The 18125-nt window shown below is 57.3% G+C and carries 16 protein-coding genes; 3 read left to right on the top strand and 13 right to left on the bottom strand.

Translation table 11 applies throughout. The features are described 5' to 3' along the window. Positions 1-18 precede the first annotated feature (18 nt). Positions 19-783 (top strand): vWA domain-containing protein, encoded by a 765-nt coding sequence (locus tag KI613_RS18975; RefSeq protein ID WP_226402416.1) that lies wholly within the window; start codon positions 19-21, stop codon positions 781-783. A gap of 650 nt (positions 784-1433) precedes the next feature. Then, entirely contained in the window at positions 1434-2606 is a 1173-nt protein-coding gene (locus KI613_RS18970; protein ID WP_226402414.1) for a hypothetical protein, read from the top strand. Between the two features lie 27 nt (positions 2607-2633). On the opposite strand, the gene KI613_RS18965 is transcribed toward KI613_RS18970, so the two are convergent. From KI613_RS18965 to ybaL, 11 genes are all read right to left on the bottom strand, one after another. Beyond that, positions 2634-3695, bottom strand: a complete 1062-nt coding sequence (locus KI613_RS18965; RefSeq protein WP_226402412.1) for a hypothetical protein — start codon at positions 3693-3695, stop codon at positions 2634-2636. Positions 3696-3808: 113 nt separating this feature from the next. Beyond that, on the bottom strand, positions 3809-4393 hold the full coding sequence (locus tag KI613_RS18960; RefSeq protein ID WP_226402410.1) for a hypothetical protein: 585 nt from the start codon (positions 4391-4393) through the stop codon (positions 3809-3811). Continuing rightward, positions 4297-4776: a hypothetical protein gene (locus KI613_RS18955; RefSeq protein ID WP_226402408.1), complete on the bottom strand. Its 480-nt coding sequence runs from the start codon at positions 4774-4776 to the stop codon at positions 4297-4299. The genes KI613_RS18960 and KI613_RS18955 overlap by 97 nt, the downstream gene beginning before the upstream one ends. 57 nt (positions 4777-4833) lie before the next feature. Next, positions 4834-5586 carry a formylglycine-generating enzyme family protein gene (locus tag KI613_RS18950; RefSeq protein WP_226402406.1) on the bottom strand — a complete coding sequence of 251 codons (753 nt, stop codon included), beginning with the start codon at positions 5584-5586 and terminating at the stop codon, positions 4834-4836. Further along, positions 5583-5969, bottom strand: coding sequence for a hypothetical protein (locus KI613_RS18945; RefSeq protein ID WP_226402404.1), 387 nt, complete (start codon positions 5967-5969; stop codon positions 5583-5585). The genes KI613_RS18950 and KI613_RS18945 overlap by 4 nt, the downstream gene beginning before the upstream one ends. Positions 5970-5981: 12 nt before the next feature. Continuing rightward, positions 5982-8606: a peptidoglycan D,D-transpeptidase FtsI family protein gene (locus KI613_RS18940; protein WP_226402402.1), complete on the bottom strand. Its 2625-nt coding sequence runs from the start codon at positions 8604-8606 to the stop codon at positions 5982-5984. Positions 8607-8608: 2 nt separating this feature from the next. Next, positions 8609-9151: a hypothetical protein gene (locus tag KI613_RS18935; protein ID WP_226402400.1), complete on the bottom strand. Its 543-nt coding sequence runs from the start codon at positions 9149-9151 to the stop codon at positions 8609-8611. Then, the gene (locus tag KI613_RS18930) at positions 9148-12042 is read right to left on the bottom strand and encodes an AAA family ATPase (protein WP_226402398.1); all 2895 of its coding nucleotides are present in this window, start codon (positions 12040-12042) and stop codon (positions 9148-9150) included. The genes KI613_RS18935 and KI613_RS18930 overlap by 4 nt, the downstream gene beginning before the upstream one ends. A 2-nt stretch (positions 12043-12044) precedes the next feature. Then, positions 12045-12293, bottom strand: a complete 249-nt coding sequence (locus KI613_RS18925; protein ID WP_226402396.1) for a hypothetical protein — start codon at positions 12291-12293, stop codon at positions 12045-12047. 90 nt (positions 12294-12383) lie between these two features. After that, positions 12384-12995, bottom strand: a complete 612-nt coding sequence (locus KI613_RS18920) for an HD domain-containing protein (RefSeq protein WP_226402394.1) — start codon at positions 12993-12995, stop codon at positions 12384-12386. Positions 12996-13417: 422 nt separating this feature from the next. Continuing rightward, entirely contained in the window at positions 13418-15124 is a 1707-nt protein-coding gene (gene ybaL, locus KI613_RS18915; protein WP_226402392.1) for a YbaL family putative K(+) efflux transporter, read from the bottom strand. A gap of 110 nt (positions 15125-15234) precedes the next feature. Here ybaL and gluQRS point away from each other — a divergent pair, with 110 nt between their 5' ends. Then, positions 15235-16197, top strand: a complete 963-nt coding sequence (gluQRS, locus tag KI613_RS18910; RefSeq protein WP_226402390.1) for a tRNA glutamyl-Q(34) synthetase GluQRS — start codon at positions 15235-15237, stop codon at positions 16195-16197. Here the strand turns inward: gluQRS and clsB are convergent. Next, positions 16178-17371: a cardiolipin synthase ClsB gene (clsB, locus tag KI613_RS18905; RefSeq protein WP_226402388.1), complete on the bottom strand. Its 1194-nt coding sequence runs from the start codon at positions 17369-17371 to the stop codon at positions 16178-16180. The genes gluQRS and clsB overlap by 20 nt on opposite strands. Next, positions 17361-18119 carry an endonuclease/exonuclease/phosphatase family protein gene (locus KI613_RS18900; RefSeq protein ID WP_226402386.1) on the bottom strand — a complete coding sequence of 253 codons (759 nt, stop codon included), beginning with the start codon at positions 18117-18119 and terminating at the stop codon, positions 17361-17363. The genes clsB and KI613_RS18900 overlap by 11 nt, the downstream gene beginning before the upstream one ends. Positions 18120-18125: the final 6 nt, after the last annotated feature.

Here is an 18125-nt window from a genome sequence, read left to right as displayed (position 1 = left end):
ACTAAAGGAATATTCATCATGAAAACTATGTTCCAGAAGCTCTTCCAGATGGTTTCCACGACTCTGGTTGTCGCCCTTCTTCTTACCCACTCTATGCTGGCCCAGGCGGGCCTGGGCAACCTGGTAGACAAAGTATTGGGCCGCACTCCTCCGCCTCCCCGCCTGACCGTCTTCCTGATCGACCGGACCGGCTCGATCACAAAGGACGATCAGCGGTTGTATACACAGGCGATCGACAAGGCGGCTGCCGATCTGACCTTCGGTGATCGCTCGGTTGTTGCGGATATTTCGGGGCTGCCCATCAGCCAGTTTAGGACAACAGCCGACATCAGCCTGCCGCCCCGTAGCGGCCGGCGTTTTGACGATGAACGGGCGACCACAGCTGCTCGCTCACGCCTCCAGGAAACCGCTTCTAGCCTGATCGGTACTACCAGCCCCGGTAACGGCACTTATATCCTCGATACCCTCGGCGCTCTGAAACCAACCATCGATAGCGCCAGGAAGGCGGGCATGCGCCTGCGCATCATGATGATGACTGATGGAATTGAGCAAAATCGTGAATTTGACCTCACCCGGGTTAGCCTCGCTCAAGCGAAAACGATCGTAGCCCGCCGCAAGCAGCAAAATCTCCTGCCCGACTTGAACAGTACGGAAGTAATCATCGTCGGTGCGGGGGGGGAGGACAGCAGGAAATACGCCATGTTTGAGTCGTTCTGGCGGGGGGTAATCGAGGGGCAGGGTGGGCTGTTGGTTCACTACGGCCGCACGGTACCCATCTTCTGATTCTCGATGCTGACATTAAGTAGAGAGATGCCGAAAAGCCTGTTCATGCCCCACCGAATACTAGTTGATAGGTTTTTCGGCTCCTCAAAATAACGTCGTAATCCCAAAAAGGAATCGATCGTGTCTTATCAAGAAAGCATTTTGTCTATGGCTAATGGCGGAGATGCAATTCATATTCCCCCGTTGGACTGGTGATGTGTTTTTCAGAGGATTGAGGCAATCACCCTGCATCAAAGCCGAATTGTGATGGAGCAGCTTGGGTTATTTCGGCAACAAAACTCAGGCAGATAGCTGAGGTAATTGAAATGGCGAAAATATTCGATATATACCGTTCGGGGCACAACCGGGGCATCCAGCACGGCTTCGCTGGTCAGCGCAGGCGTGCTGACTGGGAACTGCGTATGCTGACCAGCCCGCTGACGTGGCTACCCGGAACGAACACGGACTCCTACGTTTGCGGTTATCAAGATGGGTATGCGCTAGGTATTTCTATGCGAAATGGGATGCGCGAACTTGTGCTGGAATAATTCCACGAGCGCATCTGTCGCCGTTCTCGATTTAAAAATTGGTCATTCGATGGCAGTTCGCGCGCTTGCATATTGGTGCTTACTCAGATGGAGATATCAATGAGACCATCCTCAAGAAATTCCATGCCCCTCATTATGGGGAGTGATCCAAACGAAATCTGGGCGCAGGCCCGTCACAACGCCGAAACAAATTCGGAGTGCCGTGTACTCATGGCGGAAATCGGAGGGATTGCTGAGGGCCGAATGGTGCAGAGTTCCTTTCGCGAATTGGCCAAAGCAGTACGCCACTGTTTGAGAAAGTCTTCTAATAAGCGGGCTACTATATCTGCCATAAAGACATGGAGTGTGGCCTGGCCGATGGGGAGCGATTGTGTCTGGCTACCTGTGCTGGCCGATGGGGAGTCAGAGTTAAAACAGCATCCTGCCATTTCCCGATGGCTGTCTGAGCCGGGAGCGCCCTGTCCCTTCTCGTCTGATACGATTAAAAAATTAGCATGGGCGTCCATACAACAAGAGTTTTGGAGTCCAAATTCCGGCCAACCGCATGCCCTTAGGTATGTGCACGAATACGGTCGCCAGTTGGAGCAGCAGTTGAGAAGTGGGGCCACCACACGGGGAAGTCTACGTTTACACGCCCCTGGGGTCTTCCAGATCTTTAGACCGAGTGCCATTTATCCTGGGCGATATGTTGTTGGAATTTTTGGTGTGGCTTTGGTTACCGATTATCCATGCAACGAATTGCCGGAAATTGATAACCGGAATTGTGCTGGATTCGACGTTTTACGCACGGTTGAAGTGCATCGTGTTGCCCCCGACGACGACGTCGACATGTCGAACCAATCGCACAACCTCCTCGCTGCTCCTAGTGCTACTGACATTCATTTCGGGTATTTGGTCAAGAAATCGCACAATATCATTTGCCATTCGTTTAACGCTGTAACTTGCGCATTCCAACTTACGATTTTTCGTGACTACCTACTTAGTGAGCCGCCTCTGTCTGAGAATATGAATTCCGGTATGCAGACTCATAAACGTGCTCACTTGCAGATGGCTACCGGTGTCTCAGTTGGGGCAGATTTTTTCTGTGTTCCGACAGTGATTTTGAGAATCAATAATATCGATCTCGTCGGCATCCGTGATGATAATGAGTTCATCGCTCGTTTGCGTGGAATCCGTTTTTGGGAGAGTGCTGGAATATTCACTGCAAAAAATATCCCAGATTTTATACTAAGACAGTTTATGATAATTAGGAGGCAGATTGATTTGCGAGAAGGTACCTTCACTAACTTGGGTTAGCAGTTGTCTATGCTGGGCTGAGCGTTATTAGCGGGCTGTCATTACCATGCCCAGAAATATATTCTCCCATTCGTCGTATTTCTGAAGCGCATCGTCAAGGGGCTTCCGCAAGCTCATCTCCGGAATGATCCCGTTCGGCCAGTGTTCCTTGATAGTCCGAAACGCGCACTTTGAGAGTGCATCGGGTAGCTGATCAGTAAAGTTCTTGAGGTCGCCAGAGGCTCTGGGGATCTTGATCAGAACAACCAAGTTCATGGCAATGCCCCGCATCGTTTCCGAAACAATCCGGGCGTCCAGAGCACTATCAGCGATAGTTGGCGTTCCTGAATTGTCGATCGCACATTCATGTAGCCCATCTGAAAGCATCACCAAACTATCGATCAGGTGCGTGAGTGCTCGGATATGTTGATCAACCACCAGCCTCTCATAAAGTCCGCGGTCATCAAAAATTTGCGGATCCGCTAAGACTAAGGAGACAGCAGCCCAGGGAATCGGAATGGCATCCTCACAGATGCTTCCAGATCGCTTGATGGGGCAAAATTTCAGCGTATAGAAGCCGTATTGGCGTGGGCTGGTCGAGGATTCCCAAATGTAGCTCGCTGCGTCATCCAATCGATATTTCCCGCTGGGATCGGTGACTACGATCTGTTCTTCCAAGTTCATCCCCCATGGCCAGAACACCATCTGATCCGAATGTGACTTCGCTATTTTGCCTTCGAAAATAGCGAGGGTGCCGGAACGCGCGGCCTCGATAGACCACTGCATAGATCGATATTGCCACCACAAAAAATGCTGTATAAATAGCTGTGCCTTGATCGATTCATCAGCCGCGGGCTTGTCGCGGCGGAAGGTAAATGGGGTTAGCGAGACACCGTCAGGCGAAACCACACCCCAGCGCCCACTCTGCTCCTGAACCAAAAAGTATCCGGCATGCTCACTCAGCACATCGCGCCATTGCGGCATCAGCACCCATTGGTTGTCAGGCCCAAGAACCCCAACCAGGGTAGATGGAGTCCTAACAATACCTTCCGTTGGTGCCTCATTCGACGTGGCGACAATTAAGCCTCCTTCAATTTTCCGAATTTCCATTCGTCAATTTTCCTGCAAGCAATGTTAAAACTGGATTGCGCGAAGCCATCCCAGCGAGAGGCAGTTTAGGATGGCTCGATTGCGTGCTGAACCGCTAAGTTTGTTGGCGCGCATCATTTAGCCCCGAAGTATCGCTGGAAAATGGCCTCCCAATCCAAATACTTATCGAGCGCATGGCTATGAGCTGCATGAACAGATTCCGACCACTCGGCCCGATCTTTCGGGTGCTGAGCCCTGCTGTTTTCCACGATGACGAACGAAGGTCTATCGTCCCCGGAAGCTTCGACTCGGGTTGCAAGCAAGTTGGGAAAATCAATAATCGGCAGGTCGTGTTGTAGGCGAACCAGAATAAATTCCCTGTCGATACGCGGTTTATACAATGTCGCAATCTCAGCGAGGCGGGAGAGCAGCATGTGGAGATTGCTACCGCTCTCAAGCACTGGGGTGAAGGTGCTGGTTGCTTCGCTATCGATGAGGTCGATGCATGGGGATAGTGCATCCAATAAGCGATTGATGGCATCTAGGTGCTCGCGATTCTGGAGGAATTCAACCTGTCGCCGCTCAGTTTCATCTCCGAATTTCGGTGAGGGATGGTCAAGCGCTAGGGCATCCCAGGGAATGTGGATGTCGTGGTAGCCAAATTCACCACCATCGCAGAATTCGCATCGAGATGGGGGTTGACGGCCTGTTCCAGACATTCCGTATCCGGGGCCGCGATGCAAAACATGATTCGCTCGTCGGAGGCTGCCATGTCGCGGAATCCTTGTTCTATCAGACGCTCGTTGGCGAGGTAGGCATAGAAACCGCATTCTGTGGTCGAAAACCCGTTTCCTTGGGTGACTTCCATGATGAGCGATTGGTGGGCGTAGCGGGCGAGGCGCCATTCGGGGCGCAAGGCTCGCCAGATGACTTGGCCAAGACTGACAGCACGCTGCCCCGGCTCCGGGGAGAGGAGCGTGATCAGCTTGTTGACGCGCCCGAGTAATGCTTTTTTCAGCGGCTTGTAGCTCTTTGGGCTGACAACGAAGCAAAAGATCAGTTTGGGCTTTGCTGCAGGTTCAGACTGAGGGTAAATGGTCATAAGGTGGTTAATGCATGTTTATATGCAGAGTCCGACTTTGTGTGTGACTTGGATGTGTCACGGTAGCGTTCGCGCAATCCGGAAACCATAAAACCCGGTTTTGAAATCCGGCCAGCTTTGCTTTCGTGCGGCAGACCGAAGCTCACGCGAACTAATGACCCAACCGCCACCCCGGAGCTGTCTCACACATTCATAACTGGGCAGGCCGCGAGCACTGCCATCGGTCGGCGCTCCATTATGTGTTCTGGCCCATGGGTCTTCCACCCACTCGAAGACATTTCCGTGCATGTCATGTAACCCAAAGGCATTGGGTGAGAAACAACCAACGGGGCAGGTGCCTTGACCATGGCTGAAATCAAAACAAGCTTGATCTGTCGTGATTTCATCACCTGTACTGAAGCGGGTGCTAGTTCCTCCCCTGCAGGCATATTCCCATTCCGATTCCGAGAGCATGCGAAAGCCGTACTGATGGCCTGTTTTTTCATTCAGCGCATTGAGATAGGTCTGAACGTCGTTCCAGCAAACATTGTCGACCGGGTGGTCAAGGCCACGTTGATGTTTACTGGGGTTGCTCCCCATCACCGCCAACCACTCATACTGTGTTACCGGATAACGACCCACTGCCAGCCAGTAGTCGATCTTGACCCGGTGCTGAGGACGCTCGCTGTCATTTGAGTCGGCTTCTGTTTCGGGGGCTCCCATGATGAACTCTCCGGGCGGTATCACGACAAGGGTGGGAATGATGCCATCGCCGGGCAGTACCTCTCCCTGGCGCCAAGATTGGGGAGTGCCAATTTGCAGTTCGCTCATCGTTGCCCCCGAATCTTGCCCAGCAGTCTCCGTTCCTTGGCTTTACCCAGTACCCAGCAAAGGATCAGTGTGGTGTTTGCGGGTTGGCATTGCTTGAGTTCCTCGCGAGAGGCTTCAAGCTGGGCGATCAGTCCGCTCATGTCGAGATTCGTCTGCTCCTTATCCTTGTTGCGGATGTAAGCATTCAGCGAATCGAGCAGCGCATGAAACACCTCTTCGCTGGCAATGCGTTGGGTCAGCCGCGAAAGTTCCTCGCCGATATTCTCCGGTGGTGCGCCATCGGCAAGGCAACCGGTTAGTAACAGGAGTTGGCGCTTGAAACGGAGGCCTTCCATGTTGCCGGAAATGAGCCATTCGATCTGGTCGGTCAGAATTGAATCCATTTTGTTCTCCGGTCAGGTATTTGCGGGTTCGGTCGACGCCAGGCGGGCGAACTGGCGATCAGGTTCGGGTGTCGTCTGAGCTTTTTCGGACTCGATGATTTTCTCGACCAATCTGGCAAAAACCGGTGCCGCCGTGTTGCCGGCCAGCTTGATTTGGTTGTCGGGGAATTCGAGCAGGACCCCAATCAAGTAGCGAGGTTGTTCAGCCGGGGCCATGCCGATGAAGGCAGTGACCGGGTGTCCGTTGCTGGCGATGGTGGTGCCCGTTTTGCCTGCAACCATGACGCCGGGCACTTGCGCCAGTGGCGCTGTTCCCGTTGGACCAGCGGCGGAGTTGAGAATGTCGCGCATGGTTTTGACCGTGCTTTCCGACAGTATTCGCGTCGAATGTCCTCGCCCTGGGGTTGACGACTCGATCAAGCTGAGGTGTTCCAGTTTGCCGCCGTTGGCAAGTGGCAGATAAGCGCGCATGGCTTGCAGCAGATTGGTGGTGATGTGCAGCCCCGGTTGCGCATGCATCTGCGGCGTCCAGTTCGACCACTTGATCGATTCGTAGTCCATGTTGCCGATGAGGCCGCGGATGTGTAGCGGTTCGCCAATGCCCAGATGCCGTGTGACATCGCGTAATTCAGCCAGCGGCAGCGAGAGCGCCAATTTGGCTTGGCCGATGTTGGACGACTTGGTGACGATCTCGGTCAGGGTGAGGGTATCGTTCGGCGAGACGTCTACGATGGTGGTTTTGCCAATGTTCAGCTTGTGGCCGATGCTAATCGTCGTGGCGGGTTTCATTCGACCGGTTTCGATCATATGTGCAGCCAGCAAAGGCGTCAGCAGGCTGCCGACCGGAAAATTAATGCCGCGTGCCCGATTTAGGATGCGCTCAGGCTGGTACGGATTGCGGTAGCTGCTGTCGTAATTGGCATCGAACCCGGGCGAACTGACCATGGCCCGGATTTTTCCAGTGCTGGCCTCGATGACGACAGCAGCGCCACCCTTAGCGCCATGGCTGGCAATGCCTTCGTTGAGCGCGGTGATTGCAGCATGCTGAATTTCGGGGTCGAGCGTGGTTTGCAGCGGAGGCGGATCATCGGCATCGCTTTTGGTTACCATATGAAGAAGCATCAGGTTTTCTGCCAGCTCGAGCCCATCCTGCCCATGGGTAGGGGCGGCGAGTGAGACAAAGCCCAAGGGATGGGCAAAAAGCCCGCCTTGCGGGTAATGTCTGGCTGGACGTTGGGTCAGTTTCAGACCACTTAAACCGGTAGCGGAAATTTTTTCTGCCACCTCGGGCTTGATGGCCCAGGCGAGGATTTTTTGCTGCTCGTCAGATTTGCCATAGCCGTTTATCCGGCCTTCAACGATGGTGCGTAACTGTGGCCACTCCGCCATTGCGCCGAGCAGTTGGGTACGTCGTTGCTGATCGTTGGGCTCCGCAGACGCCGTTGATGGCCCAGGGTTGGCGGGTGAGGTTCCCCAGAATTGTTTGGGGATGAGCCACAGGTCGAACGCTGGTGTCGAGGTGGCAATGGGTGTGCCGTTGCGGTCTGTGATGCCGCGCCGAACGATCTGCTTTGCCTCTGGCGCACGGTTGGCGGCGTAAACATCCTTGGCGCTATCGATGGCGAGCAGCAGACCAAAGCTCACAAGCGCAGCGAAACCGGTGAGTGCGCCGGCCGTTTGCCAGACTCGATGGGTGCTGATCGGCTGCATTTCGTGCGCCTGAGCGTTTTGCCGGTAGGCAAGGAACATGATCCCGGTCAGGCATGCCGACAATAGCCACCAGGCGGCATTTGTCGTCAGGGGCGGTAGCACCAGCCCGAAGGATTGGCGCGTCAGGCCAAAATTCCAGAGTACGTTCCCTAGGGCTGAGATACCGTGGAGAGCAACGAGTGCCAGGCCCAAGCGTTTCATACCTGGCGAGAGATGTATCCCAGGGGCGATGCGTATTAGCCAGGCATGGATTTGTTGCCAAAGCATGAGCACGGCGCTGGCAACCAGTGCAGCGGGTAGGGCGCCTTGCCAGTGGGAAATACGGAGCAGCATCAGGTTATTGATCCGCTCCGGTAGCGTGTTGCTGGCTTCGCCCAGCAGGTGCACGCCAAACAACGTGCGCAAAACCAAGCCATGGTCGTAATGACGCCCCAGGAGGTCGAGTGGGCCGCTGAAATCAGCCATCAGGCGGGCCAGGCGATACGGGCTACCTTGGAGAAGCGAGGCAAGCAGCGCAGTAAAACCCAGTAGTCCGGCAAGTAGGGCGCTACGCCAGAATCTATCGGTCGAGTCACCATCGGGTGTGCGCCAGATCAGCACAATAAAGCAGGCGGCCGCAAAAAGGCCGAGGGCACCGCCGGCGGGGAGGGTAAGCCAGGGAAAACCGGAACAGACAAATGTCCAGATGGCGGCCTTAAGCCAGGTTTGGCGGTCGGTTGCTGTTGTCTGGCGGTTGTCCTGCAGCTTCGGGAACTGTCCCGCTGCGTAGCAGAGTCCCAGAATAATTACGACGCCTGACCAGGCTTGGGCGATCAACAGGCCATGGCGTCCGTGACCAACCAAGTGATTGAGTATCCACAGGTTTGTCAGGGTGATGCCTGCGGCGATAGCCAAGGATGCCATCCATTTGAAGGTTGAGGTAGTCATGGTCAAATCCCTTGGCGTAGAAACTCGGGAATTTCCGGTGCACCGGAATGGCGGAGCTGCGTTTCGCCGTAGACGTAATCCACGACGGGTTGGTGTCTGGGCATGGTTTTGAGAAATCCCTGCAGGCGTTTGCTGGACTTTCGTTTTGCGCTCCCCATGGCTTGAATCATGGCGGTTTCCTCGGCTACATCGGCGGTGCCGGCACCACGATGCAGCGCCAATGCATAGGCGCCGATGACGCTGGCAGCAGAAAGGCGCAGCACGATTGGAAACTCGTCGGGTAGATTGGTGAATGAGCTGGTTTCGTCAGTAAAGACCTTTTCCAGTTCATCGCATTGGAAAAGCGACAGCGTGGGGAGGGAGTCAAAAATCCGGGTTTTCTCTTCCAGACTGAGCGACAAGGCCCCCAATACCATTCGACTGAATTTTTTCGTGTCGAAATCGCTGACAAAAACCGGCGGGATTACGGCCTTTTCGACGAAATCGTCGATAAAGATATCCGGGAAGTCTGCGCCGCAAAGGAACCAAGGTTTTCTAATGCTCATGATTGTTCTCCCGATTGGATCGTGGGTGTTTGCTCGGCGTGAAAGCCGGCAACCAGTTCGGTAAACTCTTCGCCGCTGATGTGCTCCTTCTCAAGCAGCATGTCGGTGAGGAAACAGACCAATGGCCAGTGTTCCTGCAGCACCTGGATGGCTTCCTTTTCGGCTTCCTGCAACCAGATCTGTGTTCTTTCCCAGGCCTTATGTACGAGGGGGGCTGGGATGTTTTCGCCGAACTCGCTGAAGCCGAGAATCGATCCTACGGGCATCTCCGCGTCTAGTCCGCTGTAGGCGACGGCGCGGTAGGCTGCGCGGGTGGCAACGCTGAGATCGGATGTTGCGCCGGAGGAGCGGCCTTCATCGCCGTACGCGATCATTTCGGCGGCGCGCCCGGCCAGACGGCAGGCGAGGAAGTTACGTACCGCGTTGGGCGTTTCTTCAGCCAGTTCAAAATTCTCGGCATTCACCGACACAAAACCAGCCGCATTACGCCGCGGCGTGATGGTGACTACTTCGAGAGGCAAGTCGGGCTGGCGGATAGACAGCAGGACGGCGTGGCCGATTTCGTGCAGGGCGATGCGGCGGCGGGTGTTGGCATCGAATTTGAGGCCGCGCCGCTTCTCGCCAAACTTCTGCGTGTTGATCTCATCGATGACTTCTTCAACACTCAAGGCGCGATCCGACTCCAGACGCAGGCGGCGCAGTCCCGCGGCGCGCACGATTTGCTCGAAGTCCGCGCCGGTCATGCCGTAGGTTAGTGGTAGCAGGCGATCGATTGCCTTCGGCGCAAGCTTCGCAACCTTGGTCAGGCGCTTCATCATGCCGGCTCGCGCCTCGCGATCCAGTGCGCCGCAATAGAATTTGCGGTCAATACGGCCCGGGCGCACCACGGCCTCATCCAGCGAGTGCGGGCGATTGGTGGCCAGAATATGGAAGATTTCCTGTCCCTGAGCGAACCCCTGGATGCTGGTCAATAAGGTGTTTATCGCCGTGTCGTGTGCAGCGCCGTTCTGGCCACGCTTGCCGATGACATCGACTTCATCGATGAAAATGACACACGGGGCAACGCTCCGGGCGATTCGATAGAGCTCGGAAATCCGTTGCGGGTAAAGGAGGTCTGCTCCGGTCACCGCGATGAAGGGCAGGCCTGCTTCCCCGGCAAACGCCTGGGCGAGCTTGGTTTTCCCGGTGCCTGGCTCGCCGTAGAGAAGCGCACCTTTCGGGAGATCGATACCGATTGCGGAAACCAGCGCTGGGCGACGCAAATAGCCGATCATTTCGCGGAAGAAGTCTTTGGCCTCGGTGTGTCCGGCTACATCGGCAAACCGGACATCGGGAACGCTCGCTTCAAGGTGGATTTCGCCGGTAAAGTCCTTCAACCGAGGGGTCTTTTGCAACCTGACATCACGCACGATGAAACGTACTCCGTTGACCTCATCTTCTTCAATCGAGACGGCGTACAGAACGCTTTGCGTCTTGCGTTTGAGTGTTGCTACAGGATCGTTTCCCAACGCGTCGAGGATCTTTTCCAGCTGGTCGATGGCCTCCGGGGAAATATCCAGTTTGGCGGATGCATCGGTTTCGTTGTTGATGCGCCAGCTTGCGACGTCGGCAAATAAACCTTCCTCAAAGGATTTCGCGTTGCAGGCGCTAACCCCTTGCGTTGGCGCAGTCCGCAACAAGTGAAGGTCGGCGATTGCACGCGCATTTTTTACTGAGAGCTGACAGCCAAAGCGTCGGCCAATCTTGCGGCTGGCTTGCTGCAATCCGTCCTTGGCTGCTGCACGTAAATCGACCCAGGAAACAGGGGGCAGGCGAACGAAGGATTTCCCGATTGTGTCGAGGAGCGGTCCATGGAAAACAGGCAAGGTCTCCCCCCGAAATTCCTGTGTCGCGTCGCGCATGGCCTCGAGCAGCAAGTCGTGGCCATGCGCGTCGAGAAATTTTTGGTAGTCAGGATTCTGGTACCACTGGCTACCTTCGCTGCTGGCATTGAAAACGAACACGGCTTGCCTGCAATCGACCGTGGTGGGGGAACGCTTGCTGCTTCCTCGCGGTGGGCCTTCGTCGGAGTCTTCAAGTCCGAATTGGTCAACCCACTTGCCCGTCGTGAGCGGCTGCATGAAGGCTTCGAGAACCCTGGGCAGGCTACGGTCGGCATTGTGGACGACGACGACTGCTTTCGGATGCTGGTGAATGAACCCCGTCGCATCCCCCGCTCGGGAGCCCGACCAATAGGGCTTTGATCCCCGAATGCTGGCTTCTTCTCCCTCATTTCGATATTGGGAAAGGTCTAGTTCAAGGGGGGCATAACCAAGTCCCGCCATGGCTTGCGCGATCGCTGAACTCATTTCCCGGCAGCCGCAGCCGTGCGGCCCATGAAGGAATAGCGATACCGGTAACGCTCGATTTTTGTCCGTTAAGGCAATGGCCAACTGCTGCGCGGCATCCTGTGCTGCCAATCCCTGACCAGGGATTTTCTTCCCAGCGGCCAACAGCGTTCGGAATACATGTTGCAATTGGCCTTGGCTGGAAAGCGGGGCCAGAGACAAGAAATATTCGTAGCGTTGGAGTGCCTTCTTGAACAAGGCACCAGGGTTATCCTCGAAGCGCAGTCGTTGTTGTCCGCTATTGTCAATGCTAAGCAGGCTCCGGATTTCCGCTTCATTGGCAGCTGGGGGAAGTTCGCCCAACTCCTTGGTCAGGAATTTTTTTGCCTCGGAACGAATCTCGAGGTAACGCAACGATTCCCGGAAATCTTCCAGTGTGATGTGGGTAGCCTCGCGGTCGCGCCGAAACACGCATTTGCGAATAACGTCCACCACAGGCGCCCATGCGGGGTCGGCCAAGGGGTTGGGCAGGGTCTTGTTGCGATCAGTTATTTGCTGGCTCATTTTCAGATCTCCAGGGAGGCGATATCGATGTCTTGCGCCCGTGCCACCGTTTGCAGCAATTCAATGTCGGCAAGCGTCGCTGGCTCGTCGGCTTTTGCGAGGTAAGCAGTCAAATCGCTCATGGTCGCCAAGCGCTGTGTTGGCGTTGGCTTGTTTTTCTTCTTGTTGCGAGCAGTGGGTTGCTTTTCGTCATGCCAATCAATTCCTGGGGTGACAGATATCGGGGCTTTCTTGCTTGGTTTTCGTGTCATGTTGATCTCCTTGTCATCGCTTGATTGGTTCGTTATCTCGCAGTGCGACCCGATCAGGATTCCTGTGACTGTCGGGAAAAAATTTGGCGATCAGGCCTCGCGATCTGCTGCTGGATCGTTCGTCTTGCAGGTTGCGTCGAACGCTTTCCAAGGGTGCTCACGTAACACCCTATGAATTGATCGCTGTAATTCGGCATGCGGCGTCTGCGCCACCTGCAGCAAATCCCTTGAATGGCGGACATAGGCCGTGCATTTGGCAGCGCTCCAGGCGGGCGCTGGTCCGCTTAGTAAATTAGCTAGTCGGTCTGCGAGCTTGATTATTCGGACTTCCGCTGGTGCGGAGTGCATTTTTCGGAGTTGCGCGGCTTTGCGTGCTTCACTCGTCACCAATTCTTGTGAATCGGAAAGCATGACCACCCAGTCATGTACCGGCTTGCCTAATTCATGCAGTATGTTGTGACGAAGTTCTTCGCGTCGACTCGGGTTGTCTTCTAGTGCGTCGTGCAATAAGCCCGCACAGAGAATGGACACGTTTCTAATGCCATGCAGCTGAAGCAGATGTACGACATCGATTGGATGCCATAGCGCAGGGGTTCCATCTAGGCGTACTTGGTTGTGGTGCGCCAAGGATGCCAAGCGCATCGCTTTGATGAAGGAATAAGCCTGCGTTTTAGCCCAATTGCACTCATATGGTTCAGACATGCCGATTCTCCTTTTGCAGCGTTGAAATTGCCTTTTAGGCGCTGCTCGTTAAATCGGATGCTGAAGTGCAAGATCTGAAATACAAAGGGGCTGGTAATGCAAGATCAACGGCAGATCTTGCAAATGGGACTGCTTGACCTTAGGTTTAAGGATCAGGAGTATCTAATGGGGCCGGGCGATTCACACCGTCGAATAACCGGAGGCGGAACAACAGCGATTTTTTTACCGGTGTGCAATTACGGCGATCAAATCGGGTTTTCGACTTTAATTGTTGGGGCGATGGGGTTTTGCTACCGGTCGAGGCGTTGAGTTTTCGACATTAACAATTTAGCCTTCAGGATCAGTAGTCTTGAAACCCACCTTAATCCACGATGGTAGTTTTCGACACTAATTGCTCAGAACAGCGGCGTAATGGAGACAAATCAAGCCGGCTCAAGCTGCCGGGTAAAACGCGCCAGCACATGGCCAGTCATGCCTTTGGCCAATTCCTCTTCGCCATGAAAAACGGTGCCCAGCTTGTCCTTGCGCAGCATCTCCGACTCGGCCTCGCTGTGGGTGCGCAGGACGATTTCGATGTCCGGGTTGAGGGTCCGTGCTGTGTCGACCATCTGGCGAACGTTGATCGGGTCGGGGCTGGCGATGACCAGCATGGCCGCGTCGGAGATATGGGCCTGAATCAGTACCGAAGGCTCGCTGGCGTCTCCGGAGACGGCGGCGATACCCTTGTCGCGCAGGCTCTCGACCAGTTCCCGGTTTTGCTCGGCGACCACGTAAGGAATCCCCTGGCGATCCAGCGCCTCGGCAATCCGCCGCCCGACCCGGCCGTAACCGACCAGGACGACCTGCTTTTCGAGAAACTTGCGCTCGGTACTCATCGGCAGTTCGGCAAACGGATCGCCGCGTTGCTCGAGCTCTCGAGCCTTTGCTGACCTGCCTAGCGCCCATCTCCGCAGCGGTTCGATGGCCGAGAACATCAGCGGGTTGAGGGCAATCGAGATCAATGCGCCGGCCAGGATCAGGCTCATCCCTTCGCTCGTCATCAGGCCCAGGGACTGGCCGAGCCCGGCCAGAATGAAGGAAAACTCGCCGATCTGGGCGAGGCTGGCGGCGACGGTCAGGGCTGTATTTAGCGGGTAGCGCAGGGCAAGGACCAGCGCCATTGCGGCCAATGTTTTGCCGAGCATGATGATGGCGACGACGCCCAAGACCTGCCAAGGCTTGTCGACCAGAATCGACGGCTGGAAAAGCATGCCGACCGAAACGAAGAACAGCACGGAGAAAGCGTCGCGCAGGGGCAGGGATTCTTCGGCCGCCCGATGACTGAACTCCGACTCGCGCATGACCATGCCGGCGAAGAAAGCGCCCAGCGCGAACGACACGCTGAACAGCTCGGCTGCGCCGTAGGCGATGCCGATGGCCGCGGCGACGACGGACAGCGTGAACAGCTCACGCGAGCCGGTGGCGGCAATGTGCCAGAGCAGCCACGGGATGAGCTTGCGGCCGACGAGCATCATGAGGCCGATGAAGGCGCAGACCTGAAGCAACGTCTTGGCAATCGCCAGCCAGACTTCCGGATTGCCGCCGGCAGACTGCGCCTCGCCGCCGAGAATGCCGGCCAGCGGCGGCAGGAGAACGAGGACGAGAACCGTGGCCAGGTCTTCGACGACCAGCCAGCCGACCGCGATCCGGCCGTTCATGCTGTCGAGAACGCCTCTGGCTTCGAGCGCCTTGAGCAGCACGACGGTACTGGCGCAGGACAGCGAAAGACCGAACAGCAGGCCGTGCCCCCACTCCCAGCCCCAACCCCAGGCCACGGCCATGCCGAGCAGGGTGGCGCAGGCCATCTGGACGACGGCCCCAGGCACGGCGATGCGCTTGACGGCCATCAGGTCGCCCAGCGAAAAATGCAAGCCAACGCCGAACATGAGCAGCATGACGCCGATTTCGGACAACTGGGCGGCGATGTGCATGTCGGCAACGAAGCCCGGTGTGGCCGGGCCGATCAGGATGCCGGCGGCGAGGTAGCCGACCAGCGCGGGCAGTTTCATGCGCTCGGCGGCAAAGCCGAGGATCAGGGCGATACCGAAGCCGGCCGCCAGTGTGGTGATCAGGGGGATGTTGTGGTCCATGGGGGCCTTGGTGAATCGATTGTTTGCTTTTACCGGACGGTCCTCTTTCGGACAAGCAGGGCGGCCCGAAGATTCCCTTCAGAAAATCCGGGCGCTTCAGTTCCGGACCGATGGCTTGGTATAGTCGCGAACCGGATTCGCTCCTGCCATCGCTCAATATCGTGTCCACCAACGCCTACCGCGGCCGTTTCGCCCCATCGCCCACTGGTCCCCTGCACTTCGGTTCCCTGGTTGCCGCCGTTGGCAGCTACCTCGATGCACGCACGCAGGGCGGCGTATGGCTGGTGCGCATGGAGGATGTCGATACGCCGCGCAACGTGGCGGGGGCGGCAGATGCCATCCTGAACACGCTGGAGGTTTTCGGCTTTGAATGGGACGGGCCGGTGTTGTATCAGAGCAACCGGTTCGATGCCTACGCAGCGGCGCTGGCGCAATTGCAGGGTGCCGGTCTGGCCTACGGCTGCGCCTGTTCGCGCAAGGAGATCGCCGATTCGGCGACGCGCCCGGCGATTGATGGCGGGCTGGCTTATCCCGGCACTTGCCGCACCGGCTTGCCAGCCGGGCGGGAGGCGCGGGCCTGGCGGCTGCGCGTCAATGATGAGGAAATCGCCTTCGCTGATCGCCTGCAGGGACGCGTCGCCCAGCATCTCGAAAGCGATGTCGGCGACTTCGTGCTGCGCCGGGCCGACGGTTTGTTCGCCTATCAGCTGGCGGTCACGGTAGACGACGATTTTCAGCAAATTTCGCAAGTCGTGCGCGGTGCCGATCTGCTCGCCTCGACACCGCGCCAGATCTGGCTGCAACGCTGTCTGGGCTTTGCCACGCCGAGCTACGCCCATCTGCCGGTGGCGGCCAATGCGGCCGGTGAAAAGCTGTCGAAGCAGACGCTGGCTCGGCCTTTGGCGAGCGATATCGCGGCGGCCGAGCTGGTTCGGGCCTTGGATTTTCTCGGTCAGGCGGCGCCGGCCGAACTGGCACAGGCGACGGTCGCCGAGGTCTGGGCCTGGGCACTGAAGAACTGGTCGTTCGAGGCCATTCCCCGGCAACCGGCGATCATCGTTCCTCTGGCGTAGTTTCTTCGCTCTGCCAGTGGCGCTGGCTGTAGCCGGCAATGCCGACCATGGCGCGGACCAGCCCGTAGGCCAGCCAGCGCAGAAAGCGGGAGTGGATGGGCTGGCGGGACAGTTCTTCGGCGAGCAGTTCGCGGGCGCCGCTGGCCATGGCGCTCTTCAGGCTGGCTTCGAGTTCGCCGGCAAAGCCGGCATCGCGCACGACGAGATTGGCTTCCTTGGCCATGAGCAGGCTGAACGGGTCGATGTTCGATGAGCCGACGGTGGCCCACTGGCCATCGATGACGGCGACCTTGGCGTGCATGAAACTCTTTTCGTATTCGAAGATACGAATGCCCGCCGCCAGGGCCGTGGCGTACAGCGTCTGGGTGGCGTAGCGAAATAGCTGGTGATCGCTCTTGCCCTGGAGCAGCACGGTGATGCGCACGCCACGCTGGGCCGCGCCGTAGAGCGCCCGGCCGAAGCGGATGCCGGGCAGGAAGTAGGCGTTGGCAATCAGGATGTCGTGCTTGGCGTTGTCGATGGCGTCGACATAGGCGTGCAAGATGTCGTTGCGGTGGCGGATGTTGTCGCGGATCAGGAAGGCCGCCGTCTGATTGCCGGCGAGTTCGCAGACCGGCGCGGCGACCGGAGCGAGGCGGAAGCGCCGCTTGAAGTTGACCCATGACACGGTTTCCCACATGCGCCGCGCGGCGTGGTGCACCTGGTGGAGGACCGGCCCTTCGACGCGCACGGCGTAGTCGTAGTGCGGGCGCATGTCGAACGGTGCATTGTTGTCGTCGATGATATTGATGCCGCCGACGAAGGCAGTACGGGCATCGATGACGACCAGCTTGCGATGCAGGCGACGCAGCCGGTGGCGCTTGAAGTGGTAGCGGCCGATCTCGGGCCGGTAAAACATGGCGCGCACGCCTGCTGCGGTCAACCGGGAAAAATAGTCAAATTTGAAATTGCGCGCCCCGAAGCCGTCAACCGTGACATTGACCTGGACGCCGCGATCGGCCGCCCGGCACAGGGCGCTGGCCACCGCCTGGCCGACCTCGTCATTGGCGAAGATGTAGCTTTCTAGGTAGATCTCGACTTCGGCGGCGTCGATGGCGGCGAGCAGCGCCGGGAAATAGTCGTCGCCCGAGTTGAGCAGAGTCAGCCGGTTGCCCGGCACAAACTCAGCGGCCATGCCTGGTCAGGTGAGCCGACAGCGCGGCGTGATCGGAAATGGCTGACCACGGCTTGCCGTGATGGACTTCGGTGCTGATCACATCGAAGCCGCGCACGTAGATGCGGTCGAGGCGGAACATCGGCATGGCGGCGGGGAAGCTGCAGGCCGGTATGCCGCTGGGTCCGCAGAAGACTTCGCGCAGGCCGAGACGCCGAGTCAGGTCTTCGCCGACCCGGTTGCGCCAGTCGTTGAAATCGCCGGCGACGATGAGCGGGGCGTCGGGTTCGGCCAGGTGATCGAGGTAATCGGCCAGCGCCGCCATCTGCTTGCGCCGCGAATAACCAAACAGCGACAGGTGCACGCAGACGCAATGCACCGTCTGACCGCCCGGCAGTTCGATCCGGCAATGCAGCATGCCGCGCTTTTCGAAACGCAGGTGGGTGACGTTCTGGTTGTGCGTATGCAGGATGGGGAAACGCGAGAGGATGGCGTTGCCATGGTGGCCATGATCGTAGGCCATGTTGCGGCCATAAGCGGAGGACGCCCAGACGTCTTCGGCGAGGAATTCGTGCTGCGGCGAATCGGGCCAGTCGTCATGCGTTTCGGCATGGCCGAGGTGCAGCCCCTGCACCTCCTGCAAAAACACGATGTCCGGGTTGAGATGACGCAGGCGCTCGCGCAGCTCATGCACCATCATCCGCCGGTTGAATTGCGAAAAGCCCTTGTGGATGTTGTAGGTCGTGACATGCAGCGCGGGCTGGGTCATGGCGGT

Source organism: Ferribacterium limneticum, assembly GCF_020510585.1.
Taxonomy (GTDB): Bacteria; Pseudomonadota; Gammaproteobacteria; order Burkholderiales; family Rhodocyclaceae; genus Azonexus.
This window is presented reverse-complemented; position numbering and strand designations above follow the sequence as displayed.